We start from the raw sequence: 22,561 nt of genomic DNA on the forward strand, positions 1-22,561 counted from the left end.
GTGCCTCCTAGAATTTATCTGTATTAAGACCTGACGCGCCGCCTGGCTGAAGACAGCCCTGCGCCACTCAGGTAGGACTCTAACTACAATTGCCAGAAAAAGAGTTGATTGCATATTGAAACGTGTCAATAAAAGTATTGTCCTAGGTCAATCGGACAGAGGGACGGAAATGGCATGGACTCCGAACCTGGAGCGCTTGCATCCGGGCGTTCCGAAGCACAAGGCTTTGGCCGAGGCGATTGTCTCGGATATCGGCAAGGGGCTTCTGAACAGCGGGGATCGCATGCCCACACACCGGGCGCTGGCTCAGCGCCTGAAAGTCAGTGTTCAGACCGTCAGTGCTGCCTATCGCGAAGCCGAACGCCTGGGGTACCTGCAAGGAGAAGTCGGACGGGGAACCTTTGTCCGCACGCGCCTGACAGAAGGGGCTGGTTCTTACATGCTGGACAACCGCCCCCAGGACCTGATTGATCTTTCCATTGTGCGTGCTGCCTACGGTTTTGAGCAGGAGAAGGCCTCGCGCCAGATCTTCAGTGACCTTTCTGAGAGTGACAATGCAGCCTGGATGCGGTCCTGCAGGCCCGTGGCCGGCACCGAATGGCACCGCGCCGTTGGCAGCAAATGGCTATCAAGTCATGGCCTGGAGGTTCCTGGCGAGCGATTGGTCATAACGAACGGTGGCTCGCAGGGGCTCTTTCTTGCCCTCAGTTCGATCATTCAAAGCGATGACGTCGTCCTGACCGGTAGCCTGACGGATCACGGTGTAATTGGCTGTGCCAATGTCCTGGGGTTTACCCTAAGAGGCCTGCCAACGGATGAGCAGGGCGTCCTGCCGGACGCACTGGATAACTTTTGTCGTCATACAAAGGTGCGCGCCTTGGTATGTACACCGACCTACAGTAATCCGACCGGTGCTCTGGCTGGCGCGCAACGTCGCAAGCAAATTGCACAGGTGGCCGAGCATCATGGCGTGTACGTGATCGAGGACGAGGTTTACCGTCCCCTTTGCCCTGATGCATTGCCGGCTATCGCCAGCTTCATTCCCGAGTTGGCGTTTTATTGCACGAGTTTCACCAAATCTGTCCTGACGGGACTTCGCACTGGCTACCTGGTTGTACCAACCTCTCTGACATTGCGGGTTGCCAGCATCCTGAGGGTTACCGGATGGATGGCCACACCCCTGCTGGCCGAGATAGCTTCACGCTGGGTCGAAGACGGAACGGCTGCGCACCTTGTGGCTGTGCAAAGGCGTGAAATGAGGGCACGGCAGCAGCTTGTGACGAAGGCCCTGGGGGAGCAGGTTATCCGGAATCCGGTTAACTGGCTTGCAGCCTGGGTTTCGGTCCCCGACTACTGGTCAGAGGAAGCATTGCTCCAGGCCCTGCGCGAGCGAGGCGTGGCTGTCACCATTTCAGACCCCTTCATGACGCTTGGTGCAAACCGCCCGAATGCCATACGAATCTGCCTGGGTGGCCAGATAGACAGAATGCGTTTGGAGGAAGCCCTGGAGGTTATCCGCGAAACCTTCCAAAGATATCCGGCCATAAACGCTACAGGATTTCTCTCCTGAATTGTATCAGGACAATATAATGATTGAATCGCTTTTAAGTAAGAAGGCATGCTGTCCCGCGATAAAAGCCGCATGAAATGACCAAGAATTCTGGGCATTCGGAAAATGCGGGACCTAAGGGCAACAGGGAAAAACAGGTAACTCATGTCGGAAAAAGCGCCTGCCGGGAGATCGGCCGCAATCCGCTGTCTGACCTCTATTGACAGCGGTATTGCCTTTGTGGAGCGCCAGATATTGGCGATTTCGGTCATGCTTATGGCGATTAACACCGTCGCCAATGTCATTGCCAGGATCGGCTTCAGCTCCAGCTTGTTCTTTGCCGAAGAATTCAATCAGTTTCTGATCGTTCTGGTTACTTTCGTGGGGGCAAGTACGGCAGCACGCTATGGGCGTCATATCCGCATGTCGGCAATCACGGACGTTCTTCCCGAGAGGCCCCGCAAGGTGATGATGACAATCATAGCCATCGTGACGGCGGCCCTTCTGTTCGCCCTGATGGTATTCTCGATCAATTACCTTCTCAGTCTCTACCAATCAAATCGGCTGACGCCATCGCTGCGCCTTCCAGTCTATATCATCTACAGTTTCGTGCCGTTGGGATTGTTCCTTACGGCCATACAGTATGTCTTTGCGGCGGCCGCCAACATCCTGAGCCCCGGTGTTTATCTTTCCTATACCGTCAAGGACGTGGAGTCTGACGGTCAGTCAACGATGTAAGGGGGGCACATCATGGAAGTTACCATTCTCGCCGTCATGATCGGTTTGCTCCTGCTGGGTTTCCCCATGATGGTGCCGTTGCTGGCAGCCGTTTTCGTTGGCTTCTTCATCTTCATTCCCGCGCTCGACCCTACGATTATCGTTCAGCAGATGATCAGTGGCATCAGCCCGGTGGCCCTGATTGCGGTGCCGATGTTCATCTTTGCGGCGGATATCGTCACGAAGGGACATACGGCCGACCGTCTGCTTGACCTGGCCATGTCCTTTGTCGGTCATGTGCGCGGTGGTCTGGCCATCACAACAGCACTTGGCTGTACAATGTTCGGCGCTGTCTCCGGGTCCACTCAGGCGACCGTGGTCGCCATGGGCAGCCCCTTGCGGCCCAAGATGCTGGATGCGGGTTACAAGGACAGCTTCACGCTTGCGCTGATCATCAATGCCAGTGACATCGCCTTCCTGATTCCGCCATCGATCGGCATGATCGTCTATGGCGTGGTGGCAAAGACCTCCATTGGGGAACTGTTCCTGGCTGGCGTCGTACCGGGCCTCATGATCCTGGCGATGTTCTCTGTCTTCTGCTGGATCTACGCACGTGTGAACAATATCCCGACTCAGCCCAAGGCAAGCTGGAGCGAACGTATTCGCATTGCCAAAAGGGCCGGGCTGGCAGCCTTCTTCCCGATCCTGATCATTGGCGGCATCTATGCCGGTTTATTCAGTCCCACTGAAGTGGCCGCCATTGCCGTGCTCTATGCCTTTATCCTGGAGGTTTTCATCTTCCGGGCGGTGAAGCTTTCGGAAGTTCCCTCGATTGCCTTTTCCACAGGCATGATCACGGCTGTTGTCTTCATTCTGGTAGGAGCGGGTGCCGCTTTTTCGTGGGTCATTTCATTTGCCCAGGTGCCGCAGGCCGTCATCGGCGGACTGGGACTGGAAGGCGCTGGGCCGACGATGACGCTGATCGCGATCACGATCGCCTATTTCATAGGCTGCATGTTCGTGGATCCGATTGTGGTGATCCTGGTCCTGACCCCGATCTTCGCACCCCTGGTGGCGGCTGCGGGACTGGATCCGGTGCATGTAGGCACGCTGGTTACCCTGCAGGTTGCGATCGGTTCGGCGACGCCGCCCTTTGGCTGTGACATCTTCACGGCCATGGCCGTTTTCCGGCGACCCTACATGGACGTGATACGCGGAACACCGCCATTCATCTTTATCCTGGTGATGGCGGCAGGACTTCTGATTGCCTTCCCGCAGATTGCGCTCTTCCTGCCGACGATCGCACTGAGATGAATGGGTGGCACGGGGACATCGCAACGCTGACGGCAACTCCGTCAAGCGCAGGCGGGATACGTCACGCCCGCATCGGCTTGCTGGCCTTGGCTACGGATCTGGCCAGTGAGTCAGACCTGCCGCAGCTGTTGCCGGATGATGTGGATCTCTACGCGTCACGCCTGGATTACCGCAATCCGGTGACGGTCGAGACCCTTCGGGCCATGGCCGGCTCAATTGAATCGGAGACCGCGAAGCTGCTTCCCGGAGGTGAACTGGATGCGGTGATCTATGGCTGTACGTCCGGAACCGCAGCGATTGGTGAGGGCGAGATTGCGCGCCTCATCCACCAGGTGCGCCCCGGAATAGCCGTAACCACGCCTCTAGGTGCCTGTCGTGAAGCCCTGCGTAGTCTGGAGGTTCGGCGTGTTGCGGTCCTGACCCCCTATACGCCCGCTGTCACGCGGTCCGTTGTCGAGCAAGTCGAAGGCTTCGGCTGCAGCGTCACCAATGTCGCCTGTTTTGATCTCGAGAGCGATTACGATATGGCCGCCCTTTCTCCTGAAGCCTTGCTGGAAGGGGGGAGGCAGGTGCTTGACGAAGACGCGGATGCCTTGTTTGTCTCCTGTACGGCGCTTCGCGCGTCGGGATTCGTGGATCTTCTGGAAAATCAACTGGGACGACCGGTGGTGGCCAGCAATCAGGCCCTGGCTTGGCATGCCATCAGGCTGATGGGGCGCGATGATGCTGTGGCTGGTGCCGGGCGGTTGATGCACATGCCTTTGCCTGGGGACTCCGCATGATGGACTACGGAATTGGTTTGGCAGACATCGAACAGGCTCGGGACAGGATTGCAGGGACCGTGTCCCGAACCGCAGTGAATCCCTCTCTGTCACTAGGACAGAAGGTGGGCGTGCCCGTTCACATGAAACTGGAACACACACAGATCACCGGTAGCTTCAAGCTGCGCGGCGCTGCCAACGCGCTCGCCATGCTTTCCGACTCACAGCGTGCAAAAGGCGTGGTGGCGGTTTCAACGGGCAATCACGGCCGTGCTGTAGCTCATGCCGCAAGAGTGGCCGGCGTCAAGGCCGTGATCTGTCTTTCCGAATTGGTCCCACGCAACAAGGTTGCGGCCATCGAGGCTCTGGGGGCGGAGCTGCAGATTTGCGGGCGCAGCCAGGACGAGGCCGAGCAAGAGGCGCTGCGTCTGGAACGCGAGGGCATGACCTACATATCGCCTTTCGACAACCCCGACGTAATTGCAGGGCAGGGAACCCTGGGCCTGGAGATGCTCGAGGACATGCCCGAGGCCGAGACCGTTGTCGTGCCCCTGTCCGGTGGGGGACTTCTGTCAGGGGTCGCACTGGCCATGAAAACCCATCGTCCTGACATCCGCCTGGTTGGTGTGACCATGTCGCGGGGCGCGGCGATGTATGAGAGCCTGAAAGCAGGACAACCGGTCGAGGTTGCGGAGGTCGAAAGCCTTGCCGATTCCCTGGGTGGGGGGATCGGGCTGCAGAACCGCTACACCTTTGCGATCGTCCGTGACCTTGTGGAGCGTTGTCTACTGGTGGAGGAGGAGGAATTGGCGGAGGCGATCCGGCATGCCTACCTTGAGGAGCAGCAGGTGCTCGAAGGCGGGGCGGCGGCTGGCATCGCTGCACTGTTAAGCGGTCGGTTGAAGCCCCAGGGCCCCACACTTGTTGTCCTTAGTGGACGTAATCTGGATATGGACCAGCATCGCCAGCTGGTTTGCAGCAAGGATGGAGGAGCTCTGGAGGGGAAAGATGTCTGAGATATCGATCCTGAGCGAAACCGACTTGCGTGCGCTGGTGCCGCTCGATGCGGAGGCCGTGGATTGTGTCGAGGAGGCATTTTCCCGTTTGGCCGGGGCTGGCGTTGTCATGCCGCCGGTCATGCGTCTTGATATCGAAGAGGCCAATGGCGAGGTCGACGTCAAGACTGCCTATGTGCCCGGCCTCGACTCCTTTGCCATCAAGATGAGTCCGGGCTTCTTCGACAATCCAAAGCTTGGCTTGCCCAGCCTGAACGGCCTGATGGTCGTGTTCTCCGCCCGAACGGGCCTGGTGGAAGCCCTTCTGCTGGACAACGGCTATCTGACCGATGTGCGTACTGCAGCGGCAGGCGCGGTCGCAGCCCGGCATTTGGCACCGCGCAATGCCACACAGGCCAGCATCCTTGGGGCTGGTGTGCAGGCGCGGCTTCAGTTGCAGGCTCTGACCCTGGTAAGGAATATCGCTCGGGTCAGCATTTGGGCACGTCGAAGTGAAAGTGCGAGCGAGTTTGCTGAATGGGCAAGGCGCGAACTGCAGCTTGAAGTGGATGTATGTAATACTGCGAGGCAGGCCGTCGATCAGGGTGAGGTGATCGTCACCACAACGCCGAGCCGCGAACCGTTGATAGAGCCGGGGTGGTTGAGGCAAGGGCAGCATGTGACGGCCATGGGGTCCGATTCGGAGCATAAGAACGAAATTTCACCGAATGTGTTTCTGGAAGTGGATCGTTATGTCTGCGACCGTCAAAGCCAATGCGCCCTGATGGGGGAGCTTCATCATGCACTGGAGGCGGGAGTGGTGCCGGAAGACAAGGTCTTTCCTGAACTTGGTGCCATTGTCTCAGGTCGCGAGAAAGGACGGGAGAGTGATGATCAGATTACATTATGTGACCTGACCGGTACGGGTGTTCAGGATACCGCGATTGCTACGCTCGCCCGCAAGCGTGCAGTTGCAACAGGTGCGGGGGCGAGTTTCACTTCATGAATCCTGTTTTTTGGAGTCAATTGTAATGGCGCAAGTTTCATTGCCGTTTGAACGTTCGGAGTACAACGAGCGCCTGTCGGCAACCCGGGCCGCGATGGAAAGAGAAGGCATGGATCTGCTGATCGTCAGCGATCCCTCGAACATGGCGTGGTTGACGGGGTACGACGGTTGGTCCTTCTACGTTCACCAGTGCGTGGTTCTGGGCCTGGAGGACGAGCCCGTCTGGTATGGCCGCATGCAGGATGCGAACGGTGCCCGGCGCACGGTTTTCATGCGTGAAGAGAACATCCTGCACTACCCCGATCATTACGTTCAGTCACTTGAACGCCATCCCATGGATCTTCTGTCCAGCATCATCGAGGACCGTGGCAAGGGTACGGCATCGATCGGTGTGGAGATGGACAACTATTACTTCAGCGCTGCCTGTTTCCGTTCCCTTCAGCAGCACTTGCCCAATGCTGCCTTCAAGGACGCGACGGGACTGGTGAACTGGCGACGTGCGATCAAGTCGCCGCAGGAATTGGAGTACATGCGCCGGGCAGCGCGGATCAGCGAGGCCACCCAGCAGCGGGTCTGGGAGAAGGTGGAGCCCGGTCTGCCGAAGAATCAATTGGTGGCAGAGATCTACGATGCCCAGATTCGCGGCGTTGATGGATATGGCGGTGATTATCCGGCCATCGTGCCCTTGCTGCCATCCGGTGCGGATGCCTCGGCGCCGCACCTGACCTGGGATGACAAGCCGTTCAAGGAGGGTGAAGGAACCTTTTTCGAGCTTTCCGGCTGCTATCGGCGCTATCACTGTCCACTCTCACGCACGATTTTTCTCGGCAAGCCGCCACAAAAGTTCCTGGATACCGAAAAGGCGGTACTGGAGGGGATCGAAGCTGCTCTGAACGCGGCTCGGCCAGGCCACAGTTGCGAGGATATCGAGGCTGCCTGGCGTCAGGCCATTGCCCGGCATGGCCTGGAAAAGGAAAGCCGTTGCGGTTACTCAATAGGGCTGTCCTATCCTCCGGACTGGGGTGAGCGCACCATGAGTCTGAGGCCGGGCGACAGGACCGAATTGCGTCCTGGCATGTGTTTTCACTTGATTCCGGCGATCTGGCAGGATGACTGGGGACTGGAGATCACCGAAAGTTTCACCATCACCGAAGCGGGAGCCGAAGCCTTCTGTAACTATCCCAGGAAGCTTTTGATCAAGGACTGAATTCGCCATGCTGGCTAGTGTTGAGTTTCTGCCGCCCAATCCGATCTCGACCTCACTGAATTTCGATTACGACGGAGTTCAGCACGGATTCCTGAAACTGCCGTATTCGCACGATGACTCGGCCTGGGGCGCCATCATGATTCCCATTACCGTGATACGTAACGGCGAAGGGGAAACTGCCCTGTTGACCGGTGGGAATCATGGGGACGAGTATGAAGGGCCCGTTACCTTGTTCAAGCTGGCCAACACCTTGACGGCGGACGAGATTCGAGGACGAGTCATTATCCTGCCCGCCATGAATTATCCGGCCTTCAATGCAGCGCGGAGGACTTCGCCCATTGATGGCGGTAACCTCAACAGGATGTTTCCCGGGCGCCCGGATGGAACCACCACACAGAAGATCGCAGACTATTTCCAGCGTTACCTTCTGCCCATGGCGGACTATGTTCTGGATTTTCATTCCGGCGGCAAGACGCTTGAGTTCGTGCCTTTCGCTGCTTGTCACATCCTGCCTGACAAGGAGCAGGAAGACCAATGTCGCGCCGCCATGGAGGCCTTTTCGGCGCCCTATTCGATGCAGATGCTGGAGATGGACAGCCGCGGCATGTATGACACCGCAGCCGAGGCCCTGGGCAAGGTATTTGTCACCACGGAACTCGGTGGAGGAGGTACGGCCTCAGCGCGAAACGTCCGTATTGCCGATCGGGGCGTGCGCAATTTCCTGAAGCATGCGGGCATCCTGGATGGTGTTCCCGAGCGCACCGAGAGCATCAAGCTCGATATGCCCGGAGATGAATGCTTCGTGTCTTCGGAAGACGACGGCTTGTTGGAGCCCTGTGTCGATTTGGGAGATACGGTGCATGAGGGAGATGTCATCGCACGCGTGCACAATATCCGACGGACGGGCGTCCCCCCTCGAGACTACTACGCAACCATGGACGGTCTGCTTGTTGCACGACACTTCCCGGGCATTGTCCGCGGGGGGGATTGCATTGCAGTTCTGGCCACCTGGTACTGATCGAAGGTCTCGCAGGCTTCGCCCCGAAACGACTTATTCCTAGAATAGATTGTGGTTAGCTGTAAGGTCTTGTTAACCCTTTGCTGCATACCCTGTGGCTTTCTCGCCATGTTGGGAAAGTTATTTAGCTAAAATACAGGAAAATAACGGATCAAAAACAGCAATCGCTTGAATATAGATCAGAGTATGTTAGAACCGTGAAACCTAACGCATAGGTAGGAGGTGGTGGCTGAAGCTACCGATTTTTGCGAAGGTTTATCCCAAAATAGCTGGAAGCGTTTAGCGCGAGAGCATGGCGTCATACAGCGGCGCCTCAAAGCATTTTAGGTCTTAAGGAAAAGAATAACAATTTTGCATCTTTGTGCTCCGACTGGGGGCGAGAACTCTTACGAGGAGGGGGTGATGGCAGGTAATTCATTCAAACCGGCGCTGAAAGCCATGCTGTTCTGTGGTGCTTCCGCCATTCTCATGGCACCGGGCAGCAGTTTCGCCCTGGGGCTTGAGGAAGCAGTCCAGGTGGCGCTGGAAACAAATCCGGAAATTGGAGAGGCAGTCGCCAACAAGGAAGCGCGCAACTTCGAATTGGATCGTGCGCGTGGCAACTACTATCCACAGGTGACGCTGGAGGGCCGTAGCGGCCCTGGCTATCGCGAGACCCGCGCAAATGATGGCAACAGAGACTGGCGCCTGCGCAGCGAGGCTTCGGTGACCGTCCAGCAGATGCTTTTCGACGGTTTTGCGACAGACAGTGAGGTCGAAGCCTCGGCGGCCAGGATCGATTCTGCGGCCTTGCGGGTCATGGAGCGTTCGGAGTTTATCGGTCTGGAGGTGGTACGTATCTACATCGACATTCTCCGTCAGCGTGAACTGGTGGATTTGGCCAACCAGAATCTGGATACCCTTCAGAGAATCTACCGGGACGTTGCCGATCGCGTGAACAGTGGCGCATCCAGTGTTGCCGACCAGCAGCAGGCCGATGAGCGGGTCCAGAATGCGCGGTCGCTGTTGATCGATTTTGAGCGCAGCCTCGAAGAGGCGGAAATCACGTTCGAGCGTCTAGTCGGCGAACCGCCCCAAAATCTGGCGGATATGCAATCAGGGCCGCAGAGGATGCCCAATTCTCGCGAGCAGGCAGTGCAGATGGCGCTGGAAAACAATCCCAGTATCCAGTTTGCCCGTGCGGATCTTGATGCAGCCTATGCGGACTGGGAGGCCTCGAAGTCGGCCTTCTATCCTGAGGTCAGCCTGGTGGGTACGGCACGTGCCGGTTACAACCTTGATGATACCGAGGGCAAGAACAATGACCTGTCTCTGCAGCTTGTTGTCAGTTATCCGCTCTTCACCGGCGGTATCGATACGGCCAATCGCGAGATCGCTGTCCGCGAGATCAGCCAGGCCCGCGAAGCGGTCCTTAACCAGGAGCGTGAAGCTGAAGAGCTTGTTCGCCAGTCCTGGAGTTCGGTGATGGCCAATGAACGCCGTATCGAAGTGCTGCAGGATCAGGTCGTGAGCAGTGAACAGGTCCGCAACTCCTATCTTGATCAGTTCGGTATCGGACAGCGCACACTGCTCGACTTGCTGGACTCCGAGAACGAACTCTTCAATGCGCGGGTTTCGCTCGCAACCAGTGAGTACGCGGAAATATTCGCACGTTATCGTGTTCTGGCTGCCGCGGGACAGTTACTGGATACGCTGGGTGTTCAGCCGCCCAAGCAGGCCCAGGCAATGGCAAGGCAGGAAGCTACTGTTCCGGAAACTCCGGAAGAGGAAACGATGTCCAGGCAGGAGCCGCGGTGGCTTCAGTCAGACTAAGATTCATGATCAGTATCCCCGCCAGGATGGCGGGGATCTGCGCCTAGAGAGAGTGTATGGCGCGTTAAATGGTTCAGGATTCCAGTCTTCAGCAGGAGCGGGTCGAGGCAGCCGAGGTTCAGCAGGGTGTTGTTGACCCGCTGTTGGAATCGCTTGTCTTCCTAAGCAAGTATCATCACAGACCAACGTCTCGTGATGCCTTGATTTCAGGCCTGCCCCTGGACAATGGGCGGCTTACGGTTGACCTTTTTTCGCGATGTGCAAGCCGCGTCGGATTGAGCGCCCGTATTGTTCGGCGTCCCCTCAAGTCCATACCGGATTTCGTGTTGCCCGCCGTTCTTCTGATGAAGAACGGCGAATGCTGTGTCCTGACTGCCTGGCGACAGGATGGGCAGGCGGAAGTTGTCTTGCCCGACAGCGGCGAGGGGACCACTGTAATCCCCCTCGATACGCTGGAAGAAGATTATCTGGGTTATACCCTCTATGTGCGTCCGGAGTACCAGTTCGACGCACGCATGAAGGAAGAAGAGGACGAGCGTCCGCAGAATCGGTCCTGGTTCTGGGGAACTCTGGCCCGGCTCTGGCCGGTCTACCTCCAGGTCATGGGGGCGGCCGCCGTTGTGAACGTGCTGGCCATCGCCTCGCCTCTCTTTGTGATGAATGTCTATGACCGTGTATTGCCGAACCAGGCGTTCTCGACGCTTTGGGTCTTGGCCGCCGGCATGGGCATTGCCATGTTTTTCGACTTTCTGCTGCGCAACCTGCGTGCAGCCCTGATCGACAATGCAGGACGACGTGCGGACGTGCTGCTGGCCAGCCGCCTGTTTGAACAGGTGCTGAACATTCAGATGAAGGTCCGACCAGGATCCACGGGCGCCTTTGCCAATCACCTGCGTGAATTCGAGACGGTGCGCGACTTCTTCACCTCCTCGACTTTGGCATCTCTCACGGACCTGATGTTCGTCGGACTTTTCCTCTTCATCATCTGGATGATTGGCGGACCGCTCGTCTATATACCGCTTGCCGCCGTGGTTTTGGCCCTGGTGACAGGGTTCTGTATCCAGTTCCCGTTGAACGCCGTGGTGCGGAAAACCCACAAGGAGGCCGCTCAGAAACACGGAATTCTGGTGGAAACCCTAAGCGGCCTGGACACGATCAAGGTGGCAGGGGCCGAGGGACGCATGCAGCGCTCCTGGGAGCAGTTTGTCGGCAGCACCTCGCGGACGGCCCAGCGCTCGCGACTTTTCTCCAACTTCGGTATCAATACGACGTCCTTCCTGCAGCAGGGAACGACCGTCGGGATTGTCATCTTTGGCGTCTATCTCGCGTCAGAGGGTGAAATGAGCATGGGGGCCATCATTGCCTGTGTGATCCTGGGGGGACGGGCGGTGGCCCCCTTGGGCGGCATGGCCAATACCCTGTCTCGCATGAACCAGTCCATTGTCGCGCTTAAGACCCTGGACGGGATCATGAAGCTGCCGGTCGAGCGGCCGGTCGACCGGCGTTTTGTCAGTCGCGGTCGCATGAATGGCGAAATCGAGTTCCGGGGTGTCAACTTCACCTATCCGGAGGCGCGGACCCAAGCTCTGCGCGAAGTTTCCTTCCGTGTGAATCAGGGTGAACGTGTCGGCATCCTGGGGCGCATCGGATCGGGCAAGACGACGATTGGGCGACTTGCTTCGGGACTCTATGAGCCCGATGAAGGGGCGGTCCTGCTCGACGGCACCGATTTGCGCCAGATTCATCCAGCCGACATTCGCAGGAATGTCGGGTTCATGATGCAGGACGTGACCCTGTTCTATGGAACCGTGCGTGAGAACATCGCACTCGGTTTTCCTCAGGCAGATGATGCGCTGATCCTGCGGGCCTCGAAACTCGCGGGGGTGGACGACTTCGTCGGAGCTCATCCTGAAGGTTACGACATGGTCATCAGCGAACGTGGGCAGAATCTTTCCGGGGGACAGCGGCAGGCCATCTCCCTGGCGCGTGCCCTGCTGACCGACCCGCCGACGCTGGTTCTGGATGAACCGACCAGCGCGATGGATGTTGCCTCGGAACAGGCCATGATCAACCGCCTGAGGGAAGTGCTTGATACGGGGCGCACTTTGATCCTGGCCACGCACAGAACGAGCCTGCTCAACCTGGTGGACCGCCTGATTGTTATGGATCGGGGACGGCTTGTCGCCGACGGCCCGCGCGACGAGGTCATGAACCGCCTTCGGGGTGGCAAGTTTCGAGTGGAGGAGCAATGAGCTCAGTCCGCTGGAAGGATTATGACTATGCGCAGGAAGTAAAATCCGCGCTGCATCAGGGTTCGCGCCGCTCGACACAGATTTTCCTGTTGGTGGTTATTGCCCTGATCGTGGCCGCTGTTGTCTGGGCGGCCAATGCCACCGTTGATGAAATCACCCGTGGTGACGGGCGTGTGATTCCCTCCAGCCAGCTGCAGAAGGTGCAGAGCCTGGAAGGAGGGATTGTTCAGGATATCCTGATCAGCGAAGGCGACCTGGTCGAAAAGGGGCAACCCCTGCTCAAGATCGACGACACCAGTGTCTCCTCCTCACTGGGAGAACTACGGGCCGAACAAAGAGCGATCGAGGCACGCATTGCCAGGCTTGAGGCTGAAGTCCGGGACCAGGAAGAGATCGATTTTCCGGAAAACATGGAAGAGACCCATCCGAATATCGTCGAGAGCCAACGCGAGCTTTTCCAGGCGCGCAAGGAGGAGTTGGAAGCCGAGATTGGCATAGCGCGCCAGCAGGCTCGCCAGCGCGAATTGGAGTTGAAGGATTACAAGCGCCAGGAAGACGCCTTGCGCGAAAGTTTGCAGTTGGCTCAGGAAGAACTGTCGATGAATCGCCCCCTGGCCGATCGCGGTGTGGTTCCAAAGGTCGAGATCCTGCGGCTTCGTCGTGAAGTCAACGACCTGCAAAGCGAGCTTGATGGTGTGATCGATTCCAAGCCCCGCGCCGAATCCGCGCTCGAGGAGGCGTATGAGCGTATCCAAAACATCTATCTTCGTTTTCGCTCTGAAGCCCGGCAGGAATTGAACAATCAGCAGAGCGAGCTTTCCGTGATCGAGGAAAGCCTGAAGGCCGCACGTCAGCGCGTGTTCCGTACGGACGTCGTTGCGCCCGTGGATGGCGTGGTCAATGCCCTGAATGTGAACACCATCGGTTCGGTTATCCAGTCGGGCGAGGACATTGTCGAGATCGTGCCCGTGGATGACGTACTCCTGATCGAAGCGCGCATACGTCCGAAGGATGTTGCTTTCCTGCGTCCCGGCCTGAAGGCAACAGTGAAGCTGACCGCTTACGACTATTCCGTTTATGGCGGACTGGATGGCGAGATCACGCGTATCGGAGCGGATACGCGGATCGACGAGGAGACGGATGAACCCTATTACCGGGTCATTGTGGAAACGGAAAAGAACTACCTCGGAGAGCCAACGGATCCCTTACCCATTATTCCGGGGATGGTGGCAAGCGTTGATATCCTGACAGGCGAAAAATCCATTCTGGACTATCTGCTCAAACCCTTGACCAAGGCGCGCCAGGAAGCCTTGACGGAGCGCTAGTAGCATGCCGGACAAAGGGAGTGGCATAGCGTCTGAGAGATTGCTGGGAGGGCTTTGTCTGGCCTTCCTCGTTTCTGCCTTGCTGTCAGCTTTCTGGCTTCTCATCGGCTTGGAGCAGCCAACAACATCACAGCACGCTTCTCACGAAAGCGGCAGCCAGGATGATGGGATGGTCGACAGGCACGACCAAAGTGCTGACCTCTACGTCCCTTGGCCCGAGATCCTGCTGGCCCAGTCGTCTGGTGACAGCGATCTAAGCAGCCTGGCCAAGGGTCTTTTTGGCACGATCGAGTTCCGATCGTCCAATCTTCAGGCGTTTCCTCAATGGCTGCGAGTCCTGGATGAACTCGAAGAGCTCAAGGAGCTGAATCGCTTGTGTGATGAAGAGAACGAATGTCTCAACAATCGTTTCTCTGCCTGGCGTGCACGGGTCAAGTCACTGGAGAATCGGCATCCGATGTCCCAGATGGATGAACTCAATCGCTTCATCAACGAGGCCATGCCCTATCTCGAGGATCCGCAGGTTTATGGTCAGAGTGACTATTGGGCCGCACCTCAGGAGTTCCTGAGACACTCCGGGGACTGCGAGGATTACGCGATTCTCAAGTATGCCAGCCTGCGCGAACTGGGGTTTCCCGAGGACAGCATGCGCATCGTCGTTCTTCAGGATACCCTGCGTGACGTGCCTCATGCCGTGCTGGCTGTGGATTACAATGACAAGACTTTCATCCTGGACAACAATTTCTCGGTGGTACTGAACGACGACCAGCTTCCGCAGTACGCGCCTCAGTACTCCCTGAATGCGAACCATCGCTGGGTTCACATTTCCCCGTCATCGGTCGAATGAACGTCCGGACCAAGTGAGTAGAGCTCATGACCCGCAACAGTGACACTTCCGAACCTGATACCCTGGCCCTGCTGGAAGGGGCTCCGGATGAGGACCGCATGCCACGCCGACTTCGGCGCACCGGTCTTTTGCTGACCGTTGCCATCGTGGTCATCGGTCTCGTCGTTGCAGCCGTTTCCTACAGCTTGATCGAGCGCCGGGCGGAGGAGACCAGGCAGGCGGTTGAGGAACGTACAGGCATACTCCTGGAAGGACGAGAGGAAACCTTCAGGACCTGGCTGAACGGGCGTCAACAGGTTTCCCGGCAGATTTCGACCAATGAGTTCATCAGGGTCTTTGCCACGGAAACGGCACTGGGCGGAGAAGATGAGGCCCTGGATGCGGGGTCTGGAGAACAGGCGCGTTATCTTTCCCTTGTGCTGGACGATTTCGTTGCACGCAACCCGGTTGAGCGAGCCTACATCCTGTCGTCCGAAGGGCATCAAATCCTGTCCAGCGATTCGGCCGGCTTGTCTGAGGAGCAGATTGCCGCAGCGCGTCGTGTGTCCGAAGTGGGCGATACGATCATACCAGGCGTTCGTGAGGATGACGGACGGCTTTTGATGGATATGTTCCAGCCGATCTTCGCGATTCAGGCCGGCAACACCGGTGACAGCGAGATCGCCGAGGACGAGGTTGTGGGCGTGATCATGACTGTCCTGCCTGTTGCGGAGGAGATGACCCGCCTGTTGGCAAACCGCCCGCTGTCAGATCCTGGGGAGACAACACGCCTGCTTCAGCAGGCAGATGAGGGTGCGCTCCAGGTGGTGGCTCCCGAACGTGCCGGTCTTGTTCCCCTGCAAGAGGAAAGAGTGCAACCGTTGGAGCCGGGAGAGTCCGGGCAACTGCGTTTTCCTTTTGGTGTGCGCACCTCGCTTTTGGGCGAGCAGGAGGTGTACTCCCAAGGGCGCCAGATTCAAGGTACGCCCTGGATCCTGGTCCAGGAAACGGATCTCAGCAGCGCATTGGTGACCCAGGGCCAGGAACGCCTGCAGATCATTCTGCTTAGCGTCCTGATCTTCTGTGTCATATCAGCCTTCCTGATCCTGGTATGGTTGCGGCAGAAAGGGGCCTTTGTGGAAGCCATGGCCGAGCAATATCGCAGCCTGGCGGCACGCATTGAGGCGCACCGCAAGCTATTGGCCGGTATCAACGATTCGATCCGCGAGTGGATTGGCCTCAAGAATCGCGACGGTGTTTATGTTTATGCCAATCCGGCTCTGGCACGTGCTGTGGGTCGGCCGGAGGACCAGATTGTCGGCACAAACGATGAAGCCGTGTTTGGCTATCACACGGCCCAGCGCCTGAAAGAAGACGATTCGGCAGCCCTTGCGGGAGAAAGCCGGCCAGCCGAAGTGCACGATCTCTATCTGCAGGACGAACTGCGGCACATCGAGATATCCCGTGTTCCCCTTAAGGGCGAACGAGGCGATATCGACGGGATCGTCCTGGTGGGCCGGGACATGACCCAGCAGATCGAGGAACGGCGCCGGCGTGAAAAGGCCATGCTGCAGACGGCTGAGGCCTTCGACCGTCTTGTTGGCCGTATCGACCCGCATCTAAGCGGTCATTCCGACCTTGTGGCCCAGTTGGCTGCCACAGTTGCGGAAAAAATGGAGCTGTCTTCCGATGAACATCTCACATTGCAGATTGCTGCACATCTGGCACAGATCGGGAAGGTCCTGATACCCGCGTCCATCGTGGCCAAGGAAAGCCGACTGGACGCCCAGGAATTGGAGATCATGAATCGGCACATCGAGTATGCGTCCGAAATCATCTCCGGCATCGATTACGACCTGCCTGTACGTGAAACCGTCGAGCAGATGTATGAGCGCCTGGATGGTACAGGTTATCCACGTGGGCTTTCCGGGGATGAAATCGGCCTGTTGGCACGAATACTGGCTGTATGCGATGTGGTCGCAGCCCGTATTCGTACGCGGTCCTATCGTGGCCGCATAAGCCTTGGTGAAGTCATTGCAATTCTCAGGGATAACACGCACCGATATGATGAAAACGTGATCACTGCCTTGGATGAATCCGTCCAGCAGAACGATGTTGAAGTCATGCTGGAAAGCCAGAGCATAACTCCGGAAGACGAAGGAAACGTCTGACAGCGGAATCATCGAGAAGGGACTGGAGAAGGAAGGCGTCGAGCTGATGGAAGAGCTTTCCTCCACGAGGCAACAGGGGAAGGGGGGCAGGCCCAGGCGAAAAGGGCGCAGAACGGCCTATAGCGGAACGGTCCCGGTCTCGCGTGTGCTTCAGCACCAGGGACGCCGCAGGATGCTACGCCTGGAAGGCGCGTTCTGGAATGTTCTGGAAACAATGGCTCATCGCCGGGAGGTTCCTCTTGGCCAGTTCGTTCATGAACTGCTGGAGGGGTGTGATAGTGACAATCAGACGTCCTATGTCCGCTGCTTTTGCCTGGCTGAAGCCCTGTCACTTGGAAGTCCCGATAGTGTCGGGACTGGTGACAGTACTGCCTTGCGACGTGCGCTTGCCGCCAGTCCAAGCCCCTGCCTTTTCATTTCCGCCGAAGGCCTGATCTTTTCCGTGAATCAGGCGGCAGCCGAAGTTTTCGGGGAGAAAACCGGCAGTCTCATAGGCCAGTATGCGCATCGCGTTCTCAGGTTTCATCCACCGGACCTATTTTCGAGGGCAGCTGAGGAAGCGCGCCAAGGGCACGATAAAGTGCTGCCCGGACGCATGGTGCTGGCCATTCCGGGCCGGTTGATTACCGTGGCCATTCGGGTGGTCCCCTTGCCTGGCGGGAAGGGGGACAGCCTGGTCTGGTTTACCGCCAACCCGCCAGCGCGCTTGAATGCTGAGCAACTCCAGCGCCGGCGGCAAGCCCAGGGTGGAACAGCAGAACAAGGCACCCCTCAGAAGGAATAGTCCCGCAATGGGCAGGCTTGCAGTTCAGGCGAACTCTACCGTGTTCTCCGGATCGTAATAGAGTGTTGTGCCATCCATGAAGCGTGCGTAGGCCATGCCCGAAACATCCTGTCCACTATCGGTCACATGAGCGTCTTGAAGGATGCCTTGTTCAGCCACCTCTGCTCCTTCAAGGATGATCAGGCTGCCCAGGCTGTTTTCCAGCACGACGTCTCCTTCGCTGTCAGGCAGCAGGTCCTGCAATGACAGGGTTATGGCGTCGGCAATTGGCTCGGCAGAATCCGGGCTTTCTTTGCCATTCGAGGACAAGGGAAATGCCGGGAGTTCCAGGTCCCGGTCTAGAGCATCTTCACTCACAAGTTTGGGCAGTTCTTCGTTCTTGTCCATGATGGTAAGTAACCATTAACGCTTTCAGGCAAGGATAGGGTTCTGTTTACCTGAAAGCAATGAATGCGGCAGCGCGCCATCCTGCGCAGACCTTAGCGCAGTCGGGGTAGGTGAAGCACGGCTGCGACCTACAGCGACGTCCCAATAGCCGAATTTCCCGGAAATGCAAGCCTCGTAAAATGCCGATCTTCTGTTATAGATCGCAGTTCAACATCAACCTGCCAATTCACACATACAGGACAGCATGAGCGCACAGGACGAGAATGCTCCCCGACAGCCACTGGTTTCAGGTCGGCGGCTCCTGGTCTTCTCCGGACTTTTCGCGCTGCTGACCTTTCTCGGCTTTTATGCCGTGTACGCTCAGTTTGCCGGCAAGAGTCTTGTTTTCGATACCCGGCTGCTTGCCTGGTCGACTGTGCTCTCCATCTCAGGCCTGTTCGTTGTCTATATTCTTTCCGATGGATTGCGACTGTATTTCACCTTGCGCGCGCTGGGCCAGCGCGTACCGCTCAGTCAGATCTTCCGTCTGGTCTTCATCAATATTTTCTTCTCGAACGTGACGCCGATGGCAACAGGCGGCGGTGTGGCGCAGATATGGTATCTTCAACGACATGGCGTACGGGTCGGTACGGCCACAGCTGCAACCACGATCCGAACCGTTCTGGCTGTTGTCTTCATTTTCACTCTGACACCTGTATTCCTGCTGACGCTGGATGCCTTGCACAACCAGACGCTTATCAGCCGGATCAGCTGGATACTCTCTGTCCTGATCGTGCTGTATCTCGGATTCTTCGCAGTCGTCCTGTTGCGTGCGCGCTGGCTGATCGGGCCGGTCTCACGGGTTTTGAAGGCGTTACGCTGGCTGCATTTGATTAGCCAGGAAAGACATATTCGCTGGCAATACAAGTGCCGGCGCGAAATGCTGCACTTCTCGTACAGTTTCGCAATCTACCTGCAGGGGCCGAAAGCATACGTATCGCTTTCCATATTCTTCACGTTTCTCTTCCTGCTCAGTCTGTTCAGTTTTCCGGCGCTGATCATTGCGGGATTGGGGTATCACGTGGATTATATTGTCACGACCGGTCTTCTGGTGGTCACGACCTTTGTCATGTACTTTTCGCCGACCCCCGGAGCGGCCGGGATATCGGAGGGAGTGTTCGGTAGCTTCTTCAGCGGCATCCTTACACCCGACCACCTGATATTGGTGATCCTGGCATGGCGCGTGGTAACTGTTTACATCGGGATGCTGGTCGGCCTCGTGATCATGCAGCTGGAGATCGCACCGGGAAAGAAAGCGCGTGAAACGACGTAATCCCCTTAAACTGCTTTTCTATCTGAACGTCCTGATTGTTGTCTTCCTGATTGGTTACAAGGCCTATCTCAACTACTTCCTCTCCGATTTCAACGCGGAACATACGGAACAGCTGACGCAACTTGAGGAAAGACTGGAAGGCAAAGATGACTTCAGCTTTGCCGTTGTAGGCAACATCAACAACTCGGTCGGCATTTTCGAACGCAAGATCGTTCCCATGCTCAACGAGTCCGACATTGATTTCCTGGTTTCCGCAGGCAATGCCGTCAGTGGGGGTGGCGAGGACAAGTACAGAGCCCTGCATGGCAGCCTGAGCAATCTTGAGATCCCCTATCTTCTGACTTTTGGTGAGAACGAGTACGAGGATTTTGGGAGCTTTCGCTTCTATGAGCATTTCGGGCCGCATTTCTATTCCGTGGTTGCCAACAACAGCCGGCTGATATTCCTGGACAGCACGGGGAAGACGCCCTTTTCCTGGCAGCACCGCTGGCTGGAAGACATTCTGGAGGCGGATGAATCGGATCATGTTTTCGTTTTCGTCGGCCACCCCTTGTTCGAGGCCGAGCAGTCTGTGCTGTTTGGTTCCTCCGATGCCTACTGGGATTCTGAAACCTCACGCCTGCAACTGCTCGATCTCATACAGCGGCACGAGGTGGATGCCGTCTTTTCCGCAAACCTGCCGCTGTATTCCCAGCAGTCCGTCGCGGATACCGAATTCATCACCACAGGAGGGGCAGGGGGCCTGATCCTGAACAATGATGTCAGTTTCCATCACTTCATCCGGGTGAATGTGACCCCTGAGGATTTCGAGGTCGAACTGGTTCCCCTGGACATCGGTCAGCACCCGATCCTGAAACAGCTGGAGAGTTTCTGGTTCTTCATCTACTCGCTGTTTTATGTCGGTTATCAGAACTTCATCCTGCTGGTCAGTGTCCTGACCCTGATTGCCATTCGTCTCTACACGATGATCTTTCTGGATCGGGACTATTATCCCGATTACGACATCGACCCGTCCCCCTGGCTAAACAAACCTCTCCGCGTGGCAATGTTCACGAACAACTACCTACCCTTCATTGGCGGGGTTCCGATTTCCATAGCTCGATTGCGGCGAGGCCTGGAGGCTCTGGGAAACAGGAGCCTGGTGATTGCTCCGCGTTATTCCGGTATCGGGGAAGAGGAAGAGAATACACTCTATGTACCTTCACTCCTGCCGGTCGGGCGAAAGCGTGAATTCCGCATGGCCAACATCTTCCTGCCCGGCATCCGGCGCAGGGTACGGGAGTTCAAGCCGGACATCATTCATTTGCACCATCCCTTCTGGTTGGGATCCCTGGGCCTTTTCATGGCCAGGCGCATGCGTATTCCGGCAATCTATACCTATCACACCCGCCTGGAACACTATGCGCATTTCGTGCCAGTCCCAGGGCGCCTTTTCCGCAACTTCATATCCCATGCTCTGGTCAAGCGATTCGCCAACAAGTGTGACGGAATCATCGTGCCGACCGCCTCGGCCGAAGAGTATCTGCGCATGATCGGTGTGAAGCGCGACATCTTCGTTCAACCAACCGGGATCGAGTTCGAGCGCTTCCAGGATGTCGACCCTGCCCGGGTCAGGGCGTTGCGCAAGGAATTTGGCATCAAGGATGAAGTTGTGCTGATCAGTGTTTCGCGGATCTCGCTGGAGAAGAACATTGATTTCATGCTCGATGCCCTGGCGGACTTGCGGCAGCGTATTGATCAGCCCTTCCGGTTACTTCTGATCGGTGAAGGGGACCAGCAGCCGCGCTTGCAAAGGCGTCTGAATGAGCTGGGGCTGTCCGATTGCTGTACGCTAGTCGGCAGTGTGCCCCCCAAGGAAATGCCGAACTACTACGGACTGGGTGATATCTTCGTGTTTGCCTCGAAGTCCGAAACCCAAGGGATGGTGATCCTCGAGGCCATGGCATCCGGTTTGCCGGTCGTTGCCGTTCGTTCCAGCGGAATCGATGACGTGGTGCGTCAGGACTACAATGGCTTCAAGACGCGCGAAGTTCGCGATCAATGGAGGGATGCCGTAAGGCGCCTCATACAGGAGAGGGACTTACGAGCTACTCTTGGCAGGCAAGCGCGGGAATTTTCCAAGGGATACTCAGTCGAGCACTTTGCTGAAGAAGTGAAGGCCGTATATGCCAAGGTTCTGGCTTCTCTGGAACGCTGAAGAAACACTGAACCGTCGGTCAGGTCACACTGCTGCCGGACGCAGCTGCAAGACGCGCCCGTTTCGGCTGACGCGACATCAGGATCATGCCGCAGAGCACCAGGAAGACGCCCAGACTGTGCCCTGAGGTGACCGGCTCGTGCAGCACCAGGGCGGAACCGAAGGCGCCCAGGGGCGGCACCAGGAAGGCATAGAGCGAGGCGAAGTTCGCTCCTGCCTTCGCCACCAAGAGATAGTAACCCAGGTAGGCCAGCCCCATGCCCAGGATCCCTTCGCCGGCCAGGGCCCAGAGAGCGCCTGAGAAATCCGTCTGCAGCGGTTGTTCTATGACGAAGGCGGCCAGGGAGAGGGCGATCGCGCCGAACAGGATGGTCCAGGCGGTCAGCGCGAACTTATCCAGGTCCTTCGATTGCCGGGCGACGAAGATGCCGTTGAAGGCGAACACGACCCCGCCCGACATCATGATCAGCATGCTGAAGAGCTCATCGGTATGATTGGTCAGGTGGTGCCAGCCCACGAAAGTGATCAGGCCGATCACGGCCAGCGGTACGCCGAGCAGCCGCAGCGGGGAAAACGGCGTCTCGCGGGTGACGAAGGTGGTCAGCAGGAAGGTGGTCACAGGGACGGTCGTTCCCAGAATGGCCGCCAGTCCCGGCGTGATCCTGTGTTCGGCGATGACAACGGAAAGATTGGGCAGGGCGATTGCCGTCAATCCCATAACCACCGGCACCCAGGGACGGATGCGCAATGGCTGCATGAGGGGCCGCCGCAGGATATAGCGCACGCCGGGCAGGATCACGACAGCGGCGATGGCCGTCATCACGGCGGTGGCCGTGATCGGCGGGATCTCCTTGGCCCCGCTGATAAAGAGATAACTCGTCGACCAAGCGAGCGAAGTGGCAAAGAGGATGAGGAAATTCGTGATCAT

The 22,561-nt window shown here is 57.4% G+C and carries 18 protein-coding genes; 16 read left to right on the plus strand and 2 right to left on the minus strand.

What is annotated here, in order from left to right; genetic code table 11:
• The first annotated feature begins 169 nt into the window (after positions 1-169).
• The 14 genes from ehuR (at position 170) to BP38_RS0100575 (ending at position 17,737) form a co-directional block, all read left to right on the plus strand.
• Positions 170-1,570 carry a MocR-like ectoine utilization transcription factor EhuR gene (ehuR, locus tag BP38_RS0100510; protein ID WP_026986114.1) on the plus strand — a complete coding sequence of 467 codons (1,401 nt, stop codon included), beginning with the start codon at positions 170-172 and terminating at the stop codon, positions 1,568-1,570.
• Between the two features lie 144 nt (positions 1,571-1,714).
• Positions 1,715-2,287 carry a TRAP transporter small permease gene (locus tag BP38_RS0100515; RefSeq protein WP_026986115.1) on the plus strand — a complete coding sequence of 191 codons (573 nt, stop codon included), beginning with the start codon at positions 1,715-1,717 and terminating at the stop codon, positions 2,285-2,287.
• A gap of 12 nt (positions 2,288-2,299) precedes the next feature.
• The gene (locus BP38_RS0100520) at positions 2,300-3,580 is read left to right on the plus strand and encodes a TRAP transporter large permease (protein WP_026986116.1); all 1,281 of its coding nucleotides are present in this window, start codon (positions 2,300-2,302) and stop codon (positions 3,578-3,580) included.
• Complete coding sequence (locus tag BP38_RS18300) at positions 3,577-4,362, plus strand: maleate cis-trans isomerase family protein (protein WP_155992127.1); 786 nt, start codon at positions 3,577-3,579, stop codon at positions 4,360-4,362. Before BP38_RS0100520 ends, BP38_RS18300 begins: the two co-directional genes overlap by 4 nt.
• Positions 4,359-5,357 (plus strand): hydroxyectoine utilization dehydratase EutB, encoded by a 999-nt coding sequence (gene eutB / locus BP38_RS0100530; protein WP_245602279.1) that lies wholly within the window; start codon positions 4,359-4,361, stop codon positions 5,355-5,357. The genes BP38_RS18300 and eutB overlap by 4 nt, the downstream gene beginning before the upstream one ends.
• Positions 5,350-6,342 carry a cyclodeaminase gene (locus BP38_RS0100535; RefSeq protein WP_026986118.1) on the plus strand — a complete coding sequence of 331 codons (993 nt, stop codon included), beginning with the start codon at positions 5,350-5,352 and terminating at the stop codon, positions 6,340-6,342. The genes eutB and BP38_RS0100535 overlap by 8 nt, the downstream gene beginning before the upstream one ends.
• A 25-nt stretch (positions 6,343-6,367) precedes the next feature.
• Positions 6,368-7,549, plus strand: a complete 1,182-nt coding sequence (doeA, locus tag BP38_RS0100540; protein WP_026986119.1) for an ectoine hydrolase DoeA — start codon at positions 6,368-6,370, stop codon at positions 7,547-7,549.
• 7 nt (positions 7,550-7,556) lie between these two features.
• Entirely contained in the window at positions 7,557-8,567 is a 1,011-nt protein-coding gene (gene doeB, locus BP38_RS0100545) for a N(2)-acetyl-L-2,4-diaminobutanoate deacetylase DoeB (protein ID WP_035723052.1), read from the plus strand.
• A gap of 402 nt (positions 8,568-8,969) precedes the next feature.
• On the plus strand, positions 8,970-10,379 hold the full coding sequence (locus tag BP38_RS18305; RefSeq protein WP_051608776.1) for a TolC family outer membrane protein: 1,410 nt from the start codon (positions 8,970-8,972) through the stop codon (positions 10,377-10,379).
• Positions 10,380-10,447: 68 nt separating this feature from the next.
• Complete coding sequence (locus tag BP38_RS0100555; protein ID WP_026986121.1) at positions 10,448-12,631, plus strand: type I secretion system permease/ATPase; 2,184 nt, start codon at positions 10,448-10,450, stop codon at positions 12,629-12,631.
• Positions 12,628-13,956 carry an HlyD family type I secretion periplasmic adaptor subunit gene (locus BP38_RS0100560; protein ID WP_026986122.1) on the plus strand — a complete coding sequence of 443 codons (1,329 nt, stop codon included), beginning with the start codon at positions 12,628-12,630 and terminating at the stop codon, positions 13,954-13,956. The genes BP38_RS0100555 and BP38_RS0100560 overlap by 4 nt, the downstream gene beginning before the upstream one ends.
• Before the next feature lie 169 nt (positions 13,957-14,125).
• Entirely contained in the window at positions 14,126-14,803 is a 678-nt protein-coding gene (locus BP38_RS18310) for a transglutaminase-like cysteine peptidase (protein WP_162175094.1), read from the plus strand.
• 26 nt (positions 14,804-14,829) lie between these two features.
• Entirely contained in the window at positions 14,830-16,953 is a 2,124-nt protein-coding gene (locus tag BP38_RS0100570) for an HD-GYP domain-containing protein (protein ID WP_026986123.1), read from the plus strand.
• A 46-nt stretch (positions 16,954-16,999) separates the two neighbouring features.
• Positions 17,000-17,737 carry a ribbon-helix-helix domain-containing protein gene (locus BP38_RS0100575; RefSeq protein ID WP_081816360.1) on the plus strand — a complete coding sequence of 246 codons (738 nt, stop codon included), beginning with the start codon at positions 17,000-17,002 and terminating at the stop codon, positions 17,735-17,737.
• A gap of 24 nt (positions 17,738-17,761) precedes the next feature.
• On the opposite strand, the gene BP38_RS0100580 is transcribed toward BP38_RS0100575, so the two are convergent.
• Positions 17,762-18,124, minus strand: a complete 363-nt coding sequence (locus BP38_RS0100580; RefSeq protein WP_026986125.1) for a hypothetical protein — start codon at positions 18,122-18,124, stop codon at positions 17,762-17,764.
• A 244-nt stretch (positions 18,125-18,368) separates the two neighbouring features.
• Between BP38_RS0100580 and BP38_RS0100585 the strand changes: the two genes are divergently transcribed.
• Positions 18,369-19,436 (plus strand): lysylphosphatidylglycerol synthase transmembrane domain-containing protein, encoded by a 1,068-nt coding sequence (locus BP38_RS0100585; protein WP_026986126.1) that lies wholly within the window; start codon positions 18,369-18,371, stop codon positions 19,434-19,436.
• Positions 19,423-21,633 (plus strand): glycosyltransferase, encoded by a 2,211-nt coding sequence (locus tag BP38_RS0100590; protein ID WP_026986127.1) that lies wholly within the window; start codon positions 19,423-19,425, stop codon positions 21,631-21,633. Before BP38_RS0100585 ends, BP38_RS0100590 begins: the two co-directional genes overlap by 14 nt.
• Positions 21,634-21,652: 19 nt before the next feature.
• Here BP38_RS0100590 and BP38_RS0100595 read toward each other — a convergent pair whose 3' ends face one another.
• Positions 21,653-22,561 (minus strand): DMT family transporter, encoded by a 909-nt coding sequence (locus BP38_RS0100595; protein ID WP_026986128.1) that lies wholly within the window; start codon positions 22,559-22,561, stop codon positions 21,653-21,655.

Origin of the sequence: Fodinicurvata fenggangensis DSM 21160 (assembly GCF_000686045.1) — a bacterium.
GTDB classification, from domain to species: Bacteria; Pseudomonadota; Alphaproteobacteria; order Kiloniellales; family DSM-21159; genus Fodinicurvata; species Fodinicurvata fenggangensis.

Coding starts and splice junctions, on each gene's coding strand:
- doeB (WP_035723052.1), top strand. CDS start 7,557: ATGCTGGCTAGTGTTGAGTTTCTGCCGCCCAATCCGATCTCGACCTCA.
- ehuR (WP_026986114.1), top strand. CDS start 170: ATGGCATGGACTCCGAACCTGGAGCGCTTGCATCCGGGCGTTCCGAAG.
- BP38_RS0100515 (WP_026986115.1), top strand. CDS start 1,715: ATGTCGGAAAAAGCGCCTGCCGGGAGATCGGCCGCAATCCGCTGTCTG.
- BP38_RS0100580 (WP_026986125.1), bottom strand. CDS start 18,124: ATGGACAAGAACGAAGAACTGCCCAAACTTGTGAGTGAAGATGCTCTA.
- doeA (WP_026986119.1), top strand. CDS start 6,368: ATGGCGCAAGTTTCATTGCCGTTTGAACGTTCGGAGTACAACGAGCGC.
- BP38_RS0100595 (WP_026986128.1), bottom strand. CDS start 22,561: ATGATCACGAATTTCCTCATCCTCTTTGCCACTTCGCTCGCTTGGTCG.
- BP38_RS18300 (WP_155992127.1), top strand. CDS start 3,577: ATGAATGGGTGGCACGGGGACATCGCAACGCTGACGGCAACTCCGTCA.
- BP38_RS0100560 (WP_026986122.1), top strand. CDS start 12,628: ATGAGCTCAGTCCGCTGGAAGGATTATGACTATGCGCAGGAAGTAAAA.
- BP38_RS18305 (WP_051608776.1), top strand. CDS start 8,970: ATGGCAGGTAATTCATTCAAACCGGCGCTGAAAGCCATGCTGTTCTGT.
- BP38_RS0100585 (WP_026986126.1), top strand. CDS start 18,369: ATGAGCGCACAGGACGAGAATGCTCCCCGACAGCCACTGGTTTCAGGT.
- BP38_RS0100570 (WP_026986123.1), top strand. CDS start 14,830: ATGACCCGCAACAGTGACACTTCCGAACCTGATACCCTGGCCCTGCTG.
- eutB (WP_245602279.1), top strand. CDS start 4,359: ATGATGGACTACGGAATTGGTTTGGCAGACATCGAACAGGCTCGGGAC.
- BP38_RS0100520 (WP_026986116.1), top strand. CDS start 2,300: ATGGAAGTTACCATTCTCGCCGTCATGATCGGTTTGCTCCTGCTGGGT.
- BP38_RS0100555 (WP_026986121.1), top strand. CDS start 10,448: ATGGTTCAGGATTCCAGTCTTCAGCAGGAGCGGGTCGAGGCAGCCGAG.
- BP38_RS0100575 (WP_081816360.1), top strand. CDS start 17,000: ATGGAAGAGCTTTCCTCCACGAGGCAACAGGGGAAGGGGGGCAGGCCC.
- BP38_RS0100535 (WP_026986118.1), top strand. CDS start 5,350: ATGTCTGAGATATCGATCCTGAGCGAAACCGACTTGCGTGCGCTGGTG.
- BP38_RS18310 (WP_162175094.1), top strand. CDS start 14,126: ATGGTCGACAGGCACGACCAAAGTGCTGACCTCTACGTCCCTTGGCCC.